The sequence below is a fragment of the Bacillus cereus group sp. N6 genome (genome assembly GCF_016483705.1).
GTDB classification, from domain to species: domain Bacteria; phylum Bacillota; class Bacilli; order Bacillales; family Bacillaceae_G; genus Bacillus_A; species Bacillus_A wiedmannii.
On record NZ_JAEHBI010000029.1, the window covers coordinates 14,212 to 29,350 of the forward strand.

Sequence of the window (15,139 nt, forward strand, 5' to 3'; positions counted from 1 at the left end):
AGCTACAATATGTTATCAGTAAAAGTTCATCAAAATTACACATAATCTATCAATGAACTTTCATTGTAACAAACAAACTAAAAAAGAACAAGTGTTCGTTAATTTTTACATACTTCCCTTCATATAATAGGTTTCTAGATAACCACTCACCCATTGTCATTTCTTATTTCTCAACAAGAAAATTTTCACTTTCACTGAACATTCTGCTCTACCTTTGTTATATTTTCTAGTTGACGGACATATAAACGAATGTTAAAGTTTTCTCTGGTAGTGACAAATCTCATACAAAAAATGTAAAATGTTATAGTGTTTCTCAGAAATGAATTTTGTTGTATAATACAGAAATGACGTTATGCTTATGAGCAGCACAAGAAACCAAAAGGGTATGCATAGTTATAGTCGTATATGGGTGAATATAGAACCTCTAATTATGGCCAAGAAAACTATGTATTTTTTATTTTAGCATTTTTCGCTCCAAAATCGACCAAGCCTGATAGAGAAAGGGTGGAAATGAATGAAAGAAACCTTGAAATCACAATTTCAAAATGTGCGTTTCACTGTATTCGTAGCTTTAGCTTTATGGCTGAAGACGTACCTTATTACACGCACAAGCTTTGATTTAAAACTTGAATCTTTCATGCAAGAATTCATTTTATTCCTTAGCCCATTAGCAGCATCATTACTGCTTGTTGGTCTTGCATTATTTGCAAAAGGGAAAAAACGTAACTATATAGCACTTGGAATTAATTTTGTTTTAACAATCGTTCTTGTTGGTAACGTAATGTTCTACGGATTCTACAATGACTTCGTTACTTTACCAGTACTAGGACAAACATCTAACTTTGGAAGTTTAGGTTCTAGTGTGAAAGAATTGTTTAACTACAAAATTATCCTTGCATTTGCTGATATTATTGTCTTCTTCATTTTATTGAAGAAGATGAAGAATTTTGCACCGACAGAACGTGTAGCACGCCCAATGCGTTCCCTATACTTCGTGTCAACAGTTGCTATTTTCTTCGCAAACTTAGGACTTGCAGAAGCTGAGCGTCCCGAACTATTAACACGTTCATTCGACCGCGTTATGCTTGTTAAAAACTTAGGTTTATATGTACACCAAGTGTATGATCTTGGCTTACAAGCAAAATCAAGTTCACAAAAAGCTTTTGCTGACGGTAGTAAATTACAGGAAACAGAGAACTACGTAAAAACAACGCAAAGCAAACCAGATCCAAATATGTTTGGTACGGCAAAAGGGAAAAACGTAATTGTTGTCTCCCTTGAGTCATTACAAACATTTTTAATTGGTGCAACAGTTAACGGACAAGAAGTTACACCATTCTTAAACCAATTTACGAAAGAAAGTTATTACTTTGATAACTTCTTCCACCAAACTGGGCAAGGAAAAACATCTGATGCTGAATTCTTAGTAGATACTTCAATGTATCCATTAGATCGTGGTGCTGTATTCTTCACACACGGTAATAACGAATATACAGCAACTCCAGAAATTTTACGTGAGCAAGGATACCATACATCAGTATTCCACGCGAACAACGCAACATTCTGGAACCGTAACATTATGTATCCGGCACTTGGTTATGATCGTTACTACAACGAGCTTGACTACAAGATTACGCCAGAAACGAAATTAAATTGGGGATTAAAGGATATCGAATACTTCGATCAATCTATCGATATGTTAAAAGAAGTGAAGCAACCGTTCTATACTCGCTTCCTTACTTTAACAAACCATTACCCATTCACTTATGATGACAGCACGAAATTAATCGATGAATACAATTCTGGTGATGGCGTATTTGACCGTTACATGGTAACTGCTCGCTATTTAGACGAAGCAATGAAACACTTTATTGAGCGTCTAAAAGCAGAAGGCATTTACGACAACTCAGTTATCGTATTCTACGGTGATCACTACGGTATTTCTGAAAACCATAACCGTGCAATGGCACAGTTCTTAGGAAAAGAAGAAATCACTGCATTTGACCATATGAACTTACAAAAAACACCGATGTTTATTCACGTTCCAGGTCAAAAAGAAGGTAAAACAATTTCAAAACCAACTGGTGAAATTGACATTAAACCAACAATTCTAAACTTACTTGGTGTAGATTCTACGAATCAAGTTCAATTCGGTCATGATGTATTCTCACCTGATAATAAGGGATTCGTTGTTCTTCGTGACGGTAGCTTCGTTACAGATAAGTACATGTACACGAACAGTACATTCTACGACCGTACTACTAGCGAAGTTGTACAATTACCAAAAGAAGAATCTCAACCACTCATTGATCGTGCCCAAAATGAATTGAACATGTCTGACAAAATCATTGAAGGTGACTTACTTCGCTTCTCTGAAAGTAATAAGACCAAAACCGGTGAAGTAAAGACAGCTATTAAAGAAGAAAAGAAGAGCGCTGAGTAATCTCAGCCTCTTTTTTTATATTTCTCCATACAATCACTTATATTCATTAACTTTAACATTACATAACCTTTACCAAATATTCACATAGGATTAACGAAACATCTCTATAATAAAATATGTAAGCAAGGTTCTATATATTTCTTATCTCTCATCTGTAATAAGATCCCTTAAAGAAATATATGAATCGTTTATTTCTACTTTCTTATAATTGTCTTTCAATATGTTTTGTTTCCATACACAAAACATTCAATAAGACGATGTCCCTATGAAAGATAGCTACCCTCCTTGTGCAGCATTCCATAAGAATGTTGCTTTTTTTTATTCAAAAGCAGGATTCTTATTTCTCATTTTCGAATTTGTATATACAAAATGCTATAAATCACTACTACTTCTCTACCATTTACAAATACATATACGTCATATGTAAAGAAGTACTCACATAAAAATTACTATAGTGATTTTTATTCCAAATGAATGAAAGCTTCACTTTACTTATGCACTTATGAAAGGATGGGACAGAAATTGGCATACGAAAAATTTGTACTATGGAATGATGCAGTTATTGATACAACAAAACATCGCGCGTACATAGAACTTGAAGAAAGAGGCTTGCAGTTTGGAGATGGTGTCTACGAAGTTATTCGCCTATATAAAGGAAACTTTCACTTATTAGATCCGCATATCACAAGATTATATCGCTCCATGGAAGAAATAGAATTATCACTCCCTTTCTCAAAAGCAGAACTTATTATCCTACTTTACAAACTAATTGAAAATAATAATTTCTACGAAGATGGAACGATTTATTTACAAGTATCTCGTGGTGTACAAGCTCGTACCCACACATTCTCATATGACGTCCCGCCGACAATCTATGCCTATATTACGAAGAAAGAAAGACCAGCGTTATGGATTGAATATGGTGTACGTGCTATATCAGAACCAGATACCCGCTGGCTACGCTGTGATATCAAATCATTAAATTTATTACCCAATGTATTAGCCGCTACGAAAGCTGAACGTAAAGGTTGTAAAGAGGCTCTTTTCGTACGAAATGGTACTGTAACTGAGGGAAGCTGTTCTAATTTCTTTCTCATAAAAAACGGAACTCTCTACACACATCCAGCCAATCACCTTATTTTAAATGGCATCATTCGTCAGTATGTCCTTTCTTTAGCGAAAACCCTTCGCATTCCAGTAAAAGAAGAACTGTTTAGCATTCGCGATGTTTATCAAGCGGATGAATGTTTCTTTACAGGAACGACGATTGAAATTTTGCCGATGACTCACCTTGATGGAACTGCCATCCAAGATGGTCAAGTTGGCCCTATCACAAAAATGTTGCAAAGATCCTTTTCTCAAAGCTTGTTACAATCCAATATGTCATCTTCTTAAACGCGAATAATTTCTAACCTTTCTACATTCAATATATGTATTTAAATGGAAATCAAGGTGTAATTTATGCCTTGATTTTTTCTTGTAATCTTTTTGTCATATTCAGATTCCCGCATAAGTCTTGACAGTAATCGACATGCTCTTTAGAATTTTTAACAGTTGGTAAATATTTCTTCACTACATTACAGACAGAAAGGAATCGACAAATTATGAAAAAATACCTTGCCGGTCTTGCGGCAGTGTCTGTAGCAGGAGGAGCAGCACCTACACTTGATAGTGTTCAAGCTGCCCCTGAACAAAATACACAAAAAGCTGCTACACAAACTGTCCAAGCTTCCGCATCAAACAGCTCATCTTATACGGTAAACACTAGCGTATTACATGTTCGTGCAGGATCAAGTACTTCTCACGACATCATCTCGCGTGTTTATAACGGTCAATCATTAAATGTGATTGGCGAAGAAAATGGTTGGTTCAAAATTAACATTAATGGAAAAACAGGATTTGTTAGTGGCGAATTTGTATCAAAAAATGGAGCAAGCAATTCTAATGTAAGTACAACAGGTGGGAACAATAAAGTTACTGCCGATGTATTACGTGTGCGTACAGCTCCTAACACTTCTAGTTCTGTTTCTGGGCGTGTATATGCAGGACAAACGTTAAACGTTGTCGGCCAAGAAAATGGTTGGGTGAAAATCAACCATAATGGACAAGTAGGTTATGTAAGTGGCGAATTCGTATCTGGCGTTTCTTCTAATGCAGGTTCTTCAAACAACAATACAAATAATAACAACCAAGAATCTGTAAAACCAGCAAGCGGAAACTATACAGTAAATGTATCTTCCCTACGTGTTCGTACAGGTCCTAGCACTTCTCATACAACTGTAGCTTCCGTTACAAAAGGACAAGTTGTGCAAGTTGTTGGAGAAGTTCAAGATTGGTTCAAAATCAATTATGCAGGACAAACTGCTTACGTAAGCAAAGACTACGTAACAAAAGGCGGTTCTAACGATAACGTTACACAAGGAAACAACCAAGATAACAAACAAGAACAAAACAATAATGTAACTGTTCAAACTGGCGGTACTTACGTTGTTAACGCAACATCTCTACGCGTTCGTACAGGCCCTGCTGCTTACCATAGTGTAATTGGTGGCGTGTTAAATGGTACTACATTAAACGTAGTTGGATCTGAAAACGGTTGGTTTAAAGTAAACTATCAAGGAAAACCAGGCTTCGTTAGTAGCGAGTTTGTAAAATTCGTTAAAGGTGGCTCTGCTACTCCTGAACAACCAAAACAACCTGATCAAGGTGCAATTGGTGACTACTACATTAATGCTTCTGCACTAAACGTACGTAGCGGCGAAGGTACAAATTATAGAATCATAGGGGCACTTCCACAAGGACAGAAGGTTCAAGTAATCTCTGAAAACTCTGGATGGAGCAAAATTAACTACAACGGTCAAACTGGTTACATCGGAACACGTTACCTTTCTAAAACACCAGTTGGTGGCGCGGTAGATAATAAGCCTAACAACAACCAAAATAACAATCAAAACAATAACAACAATAATACAGGCAATAATAGTGGTGATAGTTCTTCCATACTTGCATATGCAAAAGGAATGCAAGGCGTACCATACGTTTGGGGTGGTACTTCTGCTACTGGTGTTGACTGCAGTGGTTACATCTACCACGTATTTAAGAAATTTGGTCATAACATTAGTCGTCAAAGTGTTGCAGGATATTGGGGTAGCCTACCACAAACTTCAAATCCACAACCAGGTGACTTAATTTATTTCAAAGATACTTATAAAGCAGGTCCTTCTCATATGGGTATTTACCTTGGAGGCGGATCATTTATCCAAGCCGGAGATAAAGGTGTAGCAATCGCTTCATTGAGTAACTCTTATTGGAAGAGCCATTTCTTAGGATACACAAAAGCACCTTAAGTTATATTTTAGAGCCTTCTAGATTACTAGAAGGCTCTTTTTAATATATGTCACCTATATCCCCGAAAAAATAATGTATCTATTTCCCTATTTCATACACTATATTCTACAAAAACACTCCATAACGTTATCATAATGTATATTTTTACATAAAAAACATAACCTATTTCATGTTTAATCATTTTATATGTGTTTTTTTAAAGAATTTTCTTTTTATTTAAACTTTTCGTTAGACGTTTGACCTCCGATGTCCATTATGATAAGTTACTTAAGATGTTATATTCGTAAACGTATAGACAACTGGTTTATACACTTTTTTTACTATGAGGAAGGAGCATACACTGCATGAATCTTTTATGGGGAATTGGCGGCGTGATTGGAGTATTAGCAATTGCTTTCTTACTATCTTCCAACCGCAAAGCTATTAATTGGCGCACAATTTTAATCGCACTAGCATTACAAATGTCATTTTCATTTATCGTATTACGATGGGATGCCGGAAAAGCAGGTTTAAAATACGCTGCAGATGGCGTTCAAGGATTAATTAATTTTTCTTACGAGGGAATTAAGTTCGTTGCTGGGGATTTAGTCAACGCAAAAGGCCCTTGGGGATTTGTTTTCTTCATTCAAGCACTACTTCCAATCGTATTTATTAGTTCATTAGTTGCAATCTTATATCATTTCGGTATTATGCAGAAATTTGTTAGTGTCGTTGGTGGTGCATTAAGTAAACTTCTTGGAACTTCTAAAGCAGAAAGTTTAAACTCAGTAACAACCGTATTTTTAGGACAAACTGAAGCTCCAATCTTAATCAAACCTTACTTAGCACGTTTAACAAATAGTGAATTCTTCACTATTATGGTAAGCGGTATGACAGCCGTTGCCGGATCAGTTCTTGTCGGCTATGCAGCAATGGGTATTCCGTTAGAACACTTATTAGCAGCAGCAATTATGGCAGCTCCATCAAGTTTATTAATCGCGAAACTAATTATGCCAGAAACAGAAAAAGTAGATAATAACGTTGAACTTTCTACAGAACGTGAAGATGCAAACGTTATTGATGCAGCAGCACGTGGTGCATCTGAAGGTATGCAACTTGTTATTAACGTAGCAGCAATGTTAATGGCTTTCATCGCATTAATCGCTTTATTAAATGGCTTATTAGGATGGGTTGGTTCTTGGTTTGATATTAAACTTAGCCTTGATTTAATCTTCGGTTACTTACTATCACCATTTGCAATCTTAATCGGGGTTTCTCCTGGTGAAGCTATACAAGCAGCAAGCTTTATCGGTCAAAAACTTGCAATCAACGAATTCGTTGCATACGCAAACTTAGGACCACACATGGCAGAGTTCTCTGCAAAAACAAACTTAATTTTAACATTCGCAATCTGTGGATTCGCAAACTTCTCTTCTATCGCAATTCAATTAGGTGTAACAGGAACATTAGCTCCTACTCGCCGTAAACAAATTGCACAGTTAGGGATTAAAGCAGTTATCGCTGGTACATTAGCAAACTTCTTAAATGCAGCAGTTGCAGGTATGATGTTCCTATAAAATGATGCAAAGTCTCCTCTTTCTAAAGAGGGGGCTTTTTATTATATGTTGTATATTTTTTCGATATATATTAAATACTTTATGCTTAAATATAAGAACATTATGATACAATAATTAGTAAGTCTGTTTATTTTTTCTTGCAAAAGAGAGATACTACTTGTTGTTGCTCTCTCCAAAAGAATCTAGTCATCCGGTCTATTTCTTAATAATTGTGCATACTACAAGTATCCTTGCATGAATTACCTTTAAGGAGGAAAGTTTTGTGAAAAATAACTTCTATAAAGTCCTCTCTATGTGGATTTTACAAATTTTATTTTATTTTACAACTGTACATGTAACGCAATATGAACATGCTCTCATTTTTACAATTATATATGTAATTGTTAATGTACTATTTCTATTATTGACTGATAAAACCGCATTTGTTCTTTTTATATTAGGAACCATTACTTCGGTATTCTATCTGTTCTACCAAGCATGGCTTTACTTATGGAGTACATCGGAACAATGGGAATACATTATTACTCACTTCCTAATGGCAGCAAACTTCTTCATCGTATATATCTCAACTCATTTATTAAAGAAGGTTATTCATGAAAATCAAGAATTAACCAAACGTGTGAGAACGTTAGAACAATACATTGGAGAATCAAAATTATTAACAAGACAAGAATTCGAAAGACGACAAGCATTATTAATCACTGCAATGAATCGTCGTAATGAAACGGGTATTATTATTTACTTTGATTTCAATTCCTTTAGTAAATATACAAAGGAAAGTGTTATGAACCGTGTAGCTTCATTATTAGTTGAAACGATAAGAGATGACTTTGATCTTGCTGCTGAATACGATAATAATAAGCTAGTTATTTTATTACAAAACACAAATGAAGCCGGTGCTGACATTGTAATGAACCGTCTAAAGCCAAAAATGGAGCAATGGCTTGCTGCTGAAGCGATCCAAGATATACAAATTTCACGCGAGCAAATTGGGAACAAAGGAAAGACGTTATTATGATGACACTCGTTATACTGCTTTTATTCCTTCTGTTTTGCGTACTCGTTTTTTGGATTAGTATCACATTTTCGATTAAGTATATACTTATCTTTACAGCCTTTCTATTCTCTGCCTTACTTGTTTACTATTCTTTCTTAACACTCGCAGGTTTAGTTCACCGAAATAGTAAACGAAAAGATCGTACGCTAGAACATTATCCAAGCGTCGACATTTTAATACCAGCCCACAATGAAGGGGTCGTTATTAAAGATACTTTAGAGGCGATGGCAAAGATTGAATATCCAGGTAAACTAACTGTTTATTTATTAAACGATAACTCTCAAGATGAGACACCTGAAATTGGTGACGATTTTGACAAAGCTTATGCTCATATTCGTCACATTCGTGTTCCGGCGGGTGAACCAAAAGGGAAATCGCGTGTATTAAACTACGGTCTTAGTATTTCAGATGGTGAATACTTCTGTGTGTATGATGCAGATAACCAGCCTGAACCACATGCACTGCGAATGCTTGTAGAACACGCTGAAACAACCGAGGATGCTGTTGGAGCTGTTGGTCACGTTCGTACTGTAAATGAAAACAGAAACTGGCTAACACGAATGATTTCATTAGAATTTCAAATCTTCCAGCTCCTTATGCAATCAGGACGCTGGTTACTATTCCAAACAGGTTCACTAACAGGAACAAATATGCTTCTTCGTCGCTCTGCATTAGAAGAACTTGGCGGCTATGACCCGTATGCAATTGCAGAAGACGCTGAATTAACATTACGAATTACACAAAAAGGCTATCTCTTACCGATCGTTCCAGAATCGATTACATGGGAACAAGAACCTGAGCATTTAAAAATCCTTATTAAGCAGCGTACACGTTGGCTCCAAGGGAACTTGTACATTTTAGAAAAAATGTTTTCTTCCTTAAGTTTCTTTAAAGGAAAACTTCTCGTCCATTCCTTACAACAAGTTTTAGTGTATGTTGTATTTTGGCTATTCTTAATCATTTCGAACGTTTGGTTTGTAATTGGGGTACTCGGGATATTCCAAATTCAATATAGCATTCCGCTACTATTTATGTGGTATGTCGCATATATTACATATGTTTCTCAATTATTTAGTGCCCAGAGTGTGGAACGAACCTTTACACCAACTAATATTTTTATTAGTGTTATCATGTACTTTACGTACGCACAGCTCTTTACGTACTTATTCATTCGCAGCTTAATTTTATACTTACGTGCAAAGAGTAAGAAACAAGTCATTGGCTGGGATAAAACAGTTCGATTCAAAAAAGAAAAGTAAAACTTTAATCAGTGGGAGTTCTCCCACTGATTTTTATTTACAAAATAAAAATCAGCACAGAGCGCCGTATGCTCTGTGCTGATTTATTGCCGTATAAATTATATATATCAGACAATACCCCTTAGCTGAAAGTAATTTCACGTCCATCCCCCAACGAACGATTGACCTTCATTTATATACGAAAAAGTGATTGCTATTTTTGTAGAACCAATTGCTTCTCTTGCTGTTCTTTGCGCGTTTCAGTCTTAGGTTCCGTGCTTTCTTGGACACTACGATGTGCCACACGTTTCAAACAAATATGCTTCCACTTTCTTTCGTAACGTTTCATTATTCTAGATGTCCCCCTTGAATGCGCTTTAAAACTATTTGAAATCGCTTACAGGAAATAATATAGCACATATACATAAACGTGACAACACATTTCCGACAATTTTTTGTCAAAAATACAAATAGAATCCGCAAGATATCGAACATTGTCGAAATTCATCGATTTATCTTCACATAAAAGGCATACTACTTACATAGTAAAGTATTTTATTTCCCTGACTTGCAGTTAAAATTCCTTCTATATAAAAAAGAGCTGATATATAATCAGCTCTTTTTCCTTCTATTATTTATGACGCTTCATACGCCCCTCTTTTTGTAACTCTTTAAATAATGCTGCCATCATAAAGAAAATAACGAAGACGAATGGGAATGCCGCAATAATAGCTGCCGTTTGCAGTGCTTCTAATCCACCAATATATAATAAGGTAGAAGCTATCGATGCTAAAACGATACCCCAAACCATTTTAATGCGGTTTGGTGGATTTAAACTACCATGTGTCGTTAACATCCCTAAAACGAATGTCGCAGAGTCTGCAGATGTAATAAAGAATGTTGCAATAAGTAGAATACCTAATACCGATAAAGCTGATCCAAAGCTTCCCATCTGATCGAACATAGCGAATAACCCTACTTCTGTTCCCATCTCTTTCACTTTGTCGAAGATATGAGCATCACCAAACAGCTCCATATGAATACCAGTCCCGCCGAAAACAGAGAACCAAAGTGCACCAATTACAGTCGGTACGAGTAACACACCGATAACAAACTCACGAATGGTACGTCCTCGTGAAACACGTGCAATAAACGTACCTACGAATGGTGACCATGCAATCCACCATGCCCAATAGAAAATTGTCCACGACTGAATCCATTGGTTTCCGCCTTCATCTAATGGACTTAAGCGGAAGCTCATGCTTGGCAATTCCTGAATATAAGAACCGATTGTTGAAGTGAAGTAATTCATAATAAAGTTTGTTGGACCTGCAAATAATACAATAATCATAAGTGCAAACGCCAAAATAATATTCGCATTACTTAAATATTTAATTCCTTTATCAAGACCTGTTTGCGCAGATAACATAAATAACACGGTTACGATTGCAATAATAACTAACTGTGTCGGCAATGAATTCGGGATAGATGTTAAATAACTAACACCACCAGCAATTTGTTTCGCACCAAGACCTAATGATGTTGCGACACCAAACACAGTTGCGAAAACAGCTAACACATCAAATGAATGAGCAATACGTCCATGTTCCCCGTCTTTGAATAACGGACCTACTGTCGCACTAATTGTACTTGCTTTTCCTTTTCTAAAAGTAAAGTAAGCAATACACAGCGCTACAAATGCATATAGTCCCCACGGATGTAATCCCCAATGGAAAAATGAAAAACGTAATGCAAGACGCGCACTTTCCTCAGTTGCACCTTCTCCAAACGGAGGTGCGTACAAATGGTTTAATGGTTCAGCAACGCCCCAGAAAACTAAACCGATACCCATACCAGCGCTAAATAGCATAGCAAACCATGTCATATAACTATAATCAGGTTCATCATCATCTTTACCTAAACGAATAGAACCGTATTTCGAAACAATTAAAAAGATAGACACACCTAATATAATAGAAACAGAAATAATATAGAACCATCCAAACTTACTAACCAATACCGTTTGAATCGCAGTCGTTACATTTCCTAGGCTACCTTTTCCAATAATAGATTCGGGAATAATCCCCCAAATTGTAAATGCAATACATAATGTTAATGAAACGATGAATGTTTTTGTCAGTTTCCTCATCAAATCCCCCTTCGTAGGTTTCACTTTTGTAAATAACATAAATTCCGATATGTAAAATCGGATAGAAAACTATAATTTTACGGTGATTTTCTTACTTTCACCTTCACCAACTAGAATTCTTATGGACAGCCTTACCTTCCGTATAATCTTTTTACTCTGCGAGAGCTATAAGATCGAAATACTGCTGTCAAATTGTGCGAGAAAAATGCGGATGGGAATGTGTTTTCCCAAAAAAGGATGTGTTACAGATATAAAAAAGGGCATTTTTCTTCCTTGCAACCCTTTCTGTTTGTAACAATTATGCGGTTTTTTTGCTAGTATATAGCACGTGTTTATAGTTTCACAAACGAAATGTTTATGTTTATATAACTATATTACCCATAAAACGGTAAAATACTCAAGGAATGTAATCGTTTAGTAAACATCATGTAACACTCCTGTAATGTTTTTATTTACACCGAAAAATATATGTTGTATTAAATATTTTGAATATAAGTAAAAACCTACTAATCACATAGAATGAAAAACGCTTTCCTATATTTTTTGTTATATTACAGGATGTTAACGACTGATTACGAATGGTTTGTAATTGTGTGTTTTCCCGAAATCCGAAAAATCTGTTGCTATAATGAGGACACGAAAACAAACGCAATGGAGGCTATCATGAAAAAATTAATTGGAATAGCAACAGCAGCAGTTTTTGGTCTTGGGATTTTCACATCATCTGCTAATGCAGAAACTGTTGTAACAACAGACGTACTAAATGTACGCGAAAACCCTACTACGGAATCAAAAGTTGTCGGTAAATTACTAAACGGGAATAAAATAGATGTTCAAAATACAGAGAACGGATGGTCAAAAATCACTTTAGATGGTAAAGACGCATTCGTAAGTACAGAGTTTACAAAAAGCATCTACTACGTAACAGCTAACGTATTAAACGTACGTGCTGAAGCGAACACAAACTCAGAAGTTCTTGGAACGCTAAAGAAAGACGATATGATCGAAACAACGAACCAAGTACAAAATGAGTGGTTACAATTTGAATATAACGGGAAAACAGCTTATGTTCACGTTCCTTTCTTAACAGGTACAGCACCTGTTATCGAGAAACAAGAACAACCTGCTCCTGCTAAAACTGTAGCACCAGCTAAAGCGCAAGCACCTGCAGCACAAGCAAAACCAGCTGCTAAGCCTGCTGTGAAAGCTGCTGAAACTAGCACACCTTCTGGTGGTCGTGAGTTAACAGTTGTAGCTACAGCATATACAGCTCATCCGAGCGAAAACGGTGGCACATACGGTGGCCGTGTATTAACTGCAATGGGTCATGACTTAACAGCGAACCCAAACATGAAAATGATCGCTGTTGACCCGAAAGTAATTCCATTAGGATCTAAAGTATGGGTTGAAGGTTACGGAGAAGCTATCGCTGGAGATACTGGCGGTGCAATTAAAGGTAACCGTATCGACATCCTACTTGGATCAGATAGCGCTGCTCAAAAATGGGGACGCAAAACTGTTAAAGTGAAAATTTTAAAATAACCAATGACTGCTAAAGCCGGTTCTCTTTGTTGAGAGCTGGCTTTTATTTTTTTATAATAGCTATAAGGAGGTTATGTTCATGAATGTACAAGCAAAAGTAGACTGGATCGGTACACCAAAACCGTATATATATAAAGATGAAGTAACGTACGACGCTACTTCCATTGACTTTTCACTCGCTGGCGATGACAATCGATATAAATTAATTGTGCTCAGCTCTGAAGCAAATACACATTACAAAATTGTCCAATATGGAATCAAACCCGGCTCACAAAAGCCATTTCCTATCGATATTCCATTCGAACAAAACATGTTACCAATTATAGAACAAATATTACATGATCCATATGTGCAAGCGATATTAAAGGAAACGCGCTCCTAATCGAAAAAAGACTATCTCAATTATATGAGATAGTCTTTTTATTAACGGTTCGGACCAGATACTTCCTCTGACTTAAGCGTATTATTCGCTCCAAGAGAATGGTACAATATCTTTCCATTTCCATTAACAGTAACGATATGTTCATTATTAAAGCTTTTGAACTTCACAGATCCATCACCATAACGAATATGGTACTCTTCATATGTCGTTACTTTATATTTCGTATCACTTTGATGCTCTACATTACGAATTTCCATTGTTAATGAATCTTCAGTAATTCCCTTTTTGTGTAGATATTGTATATAATCACGGTCTTCCTTATACGATTTCCCGCTCTTATCATAATTATTTTCAATTAGACTAAAATCATTTAACGAAATCGCACGTACGTTATTATAAATGTGATTTCGTACAAAATCACCAACTGCTGAGCTTGATGTTTCTTTCGGGAATTTTAAGTAATACGTGCTTTGGTCTCCAATTTTAACACTTTCAGATTTTATTACACCAAAATCAGTAGTTTTCTCTAAATGTACTTCTACTGTTTCATCTGTGGATACAGGACCCAGTTTATAATTACCATAACTTAATTTCCCACGTTTTTTACCATTTACAAATACGGTTGCATCATTTTCATCAGAAGAAATGCTTACATACTTTCCTTCAAGCGATAAATCTACATTCACTTTCTCGCTCTGTTCATCTGCTAAATCTACTTCTTTCTCTGTTTCTAATTCAGTAAGTTCTGTCTTCGCTGTTGCCTTGACAACATACGTACCAGGGAAGTATGGACCTAACTCTTTCGAAGTTTTATCACTAGAAAGTTCTGTTTCTTTTTTATCATTCACATATATTTCTGCATTCTTTGCAGTTGTACTAACACTCATATAATAAGATTTCATGCTAAACTTATACTTTGGATATAAGAACCACTCTTTTCCCTCTGCTACAATTTCCCCATCTTTAAACGAATTTTTATCCTTTGTTAACTTTTGATCTACTGTCTCTTTCTGTAAATAAGACAATAATTGTTTATTGTAAGAAGGGTTCTCTTTTAAGTAACGCATGTACGCTTTAATATCCTCTGTCTTAATCTTTAAGCTTGAATCATTTGCTTTCACAAACTCATCAATTGCATTAATATCTTTCTTTTGGAATGCTTCAATCATTACATTTATTTGCTTTTCTTTTGAAAACTTATATGCTCCAAATTTATATACCCCAAATACTAAAATAATAATAATGGCGAAACCAATAATTAAAAATAAATTTTTCTTACTTTTCACTGGTTGTGTCTCGCTTTGTACTTCTGTATATGTAGCGGCAGTGTTATCGACGATTACTTCTACTTTACTCCCACACTCAGGACAAAAGTTCAAATGGTCTGCAACGTTCTTTTTACATGTTCCACAAAACTTCAACGT

11 protein-coding genes are annotated in these 15,139 nt (G+C 35.8%); 8 read left to right on the forward strand and 3 right to left on the reverse strand.

Features of this window, described 5'->3' with window-relative positions:
- Positions 1 to 514: 514 nt before the first annotated feature.
- The 6 genes from JDS99_RS19270 to JDS99_RS19295 all read left to right on the forward strand — a co-directional run bounded on the left by JDS99_RS19270 (position 515) and on the right by JDS99_RS19295 (position 9,663).
- Positions 515 to 2,443, forward strand: coding sequence for an LTA synthase family protein (locus JDS99_RS19270; RefSeq protein ID WP_060488013.1), 1,929 nt, complete (start codon positions 515 to 517; stop codon positions 2,441 to 2,443).
- Between the two features lie 510 nt (positions 2,444 to 2,953).
- Positions 2,954 to 3,838, forward strand: a complete 885-nt coding sequence (locus tag JDS99_RS19275) for a D-amino-acid transaminase (RefSeq protein ID WP_088064822.1) — start codon at positions 2,954 to 2,956, stop codon at positions 3,836 to 3,838.
- A gap of 209 nt (positions 3,839 to 4,047) precedes the next feature.
- A complete protein-coding gene (locus JDS99_RS19280) occupies positions 4,048 to 5,790 on the forward strand; it encodes a C40 family peptidase (RefSeq protein WP_199695530.1) in 1,743 nt (580 codons plus the stop codon).
- 345 nt (positions 5,791 to 6,135) lie between these two features.
- Entirely contained in the window at positions 6,136 to 7,347 is a 1,212-nt protein-coding gene (locus JDS99_RS19285; RefSeq protein ID WP_098082127.1) for a NupC/NupG family nucleoside CNT transporter, read from the forward strand.
- A 262-nt stretch (positions 7,348 to 7,609) separates the two neighbouring features.
- Complete coding sequence (locus JDS99_RS19290) at positions 7,610 to 8,365, forward strand: diguanylate cyclase domain-containing protein (RefSeq protein ID WP_098133480.1); 756 nt, start codon at positions 7,610 to 7,612, stop codon at positions 8,363 to 8,365.
- The gene (locus tag JDS99_RS19295; protein WP_098082128.1) at positions 8,362 to 9,663 is read left to right on the forward strand and encodes a glycosyltransferase family 2 protein; all 1,302 of its coding nucleotides are present in this window, start codon (positions 8,362 to 8,364) and stop codon (positions 9,661 to 9,663) included. Before JDS99_RS19290 ends, JDS99_RS19295 begins: the two co-directional genes overlap by 4 nt.
- Before the next feature lie 193 nt (positions 9,664 to 9,856).
- Here the strand turns inward: JDS99_RS19295 and JDS99_RS32410 are convergent, their stop codons facing one another.
- Both JDS99_RS32410 and opuD read right to left on the reverse strand, forming a co-directional pair.
- Complete coding sequence (locus tag JDS99_RS32410) at positions 9,857 to 9,991, reverse strand: hypothetical protein (protein ID WP_000833067.1); 135 nt, start codon at positions 9,989 to 9,991, stop codon at positions 9,857 to 9,859.
- A 282-nt stretch (positions 9,992 to 10,273) separates the two neighbouring features.
- Positions 10,274 to 11,791 (reverse strand): glycine betaine transporter OpuD, encoded by a 1,518-nt coding sequence (opuD, locus tag JDS99_RS19300; protein ID WP_199695531.1) that lies wholly within the window; start codon positions 11,789 to 11,791, stop codon positions 10,274 to 10,276.
- 663 nt (positions 11,792 to 12,454) lie between these two features.
- Between opuD and JDS99_RS19305 the strand changes: the two genes are divergently transcribed.
- Positions 12,455 to 13,333 carry a cell wall-binding protein EntA gene (locus tag JDS99_RS19305; RefSeq protein WP_088608277.1) on the forward strand — a complete coding sequence of 293 codons (879 nt, stop codon included), beginning with the start codon at positions 12,455 to 12,457 and terminating at the stop codon, positions 13,331 to 13,333.
- A 79-nt stretch (positions 13,334 to 13,412) separates the two neighbouring features.
- Positions 13,413 to 13,715, forward strand: a complete 303-nt coding sequence (locus JDS99_RS19310; RefSeq protein WP_097907699.1) for a DUF3910 family protein — start codon at positions 13,413 to 13,415, stop codon at positions 13,713 to 13,715.
- 41 nt (positions 13,716 to 13,756) lie between these two features.
- Here JDS99_RS19310 and JDS99_RS19315 read toward each other — a convergent pair whose 3' ends face one another.
- Positions 13,757 to 15,136 carry a zinc ribbon domain-containing protein gene (locus JDS99_RS19315; protein ID WP_199695532.1) on the reverse strand — a complete coding sequence of 460 codons (1,380 nt, stop codon included), beginning with the start codon at positions 15,134 to 15,136 and terminating at the stop codon, positions 13,757 to 13,759.
- Between the last annotated feature and the right edge of the window lie 3 nt (positions 15,137 to 15,139).

What these genes read in the sequence shown, in the direction of transcription:
- JDS99_RS19275 (WP_088064822.1), top strand. Translation starts at nt 2,954, where the DNA reads ATGGGACAGAAATTGGCATACGAAAAATTTGTACTATGGAATGATGCA.
- opuD (WP_199695531.1), bottom strand. Translation starts at nt 11,791, where the DNA reads ATGAGGAAACTGACAAAAACATTCATCGTTTCATTAACATTATGTATT.
- JDS99_RS19270 (WP_060488013.1), top strand. Translation starts at nt 515, where the DNA reads ATGAAAGAAACCTTGAAATCACAATTTCAAAATGTGCGTTTCACTGTA.
- JDS99_RS19285 (WP_098082127.1), top strand. Translation starts at nt 6,136, where the DNA reads ATGAATCTTTTATGGGGAATTGGCGGCGTGATTGGAGTATTAGCAATT.
- JDS99_RS19280 (WP_199695530.1), top strand. Translation starts at nt 4,048, where the DNA reads ATGAAAAAATACCTTGCCGGTCTTGCGGCAGTGTCTGTAGCAGGAGGA.
- JDS99_RS32410 (WP_000833067.1), bottom strand. Translation starts at nt 9,991, where the DNA reads ATGAAACGTTACGAAAGAAAGTGGAAGCATATTTGTTTGAAACGTGTG.
- JDS99_RS19310 (WP_097907699.1), top strand. Translation starts at nt 13,413, where the DNA reads ATGAATGTACAAGCAAAAGTAGACTGGATCGGTACACCAAAACCGTAT.
- JDS99_RS19295 (WP_098082128.1), top strand. Translation starts at nt 8,362, where the DNA reads ATGATGACACTCGTTATACTGCTTTTATTCCTTCTGTTTTGCGTACTC.
- JDS99_RS19305 (WP_088608277.1), top strand. Translation starts at nt 12,455, where the DNA reads ATGAAAAAATTAATTGGAATAGCAACAGCAGCAGTTTTTGGTCTTGGG.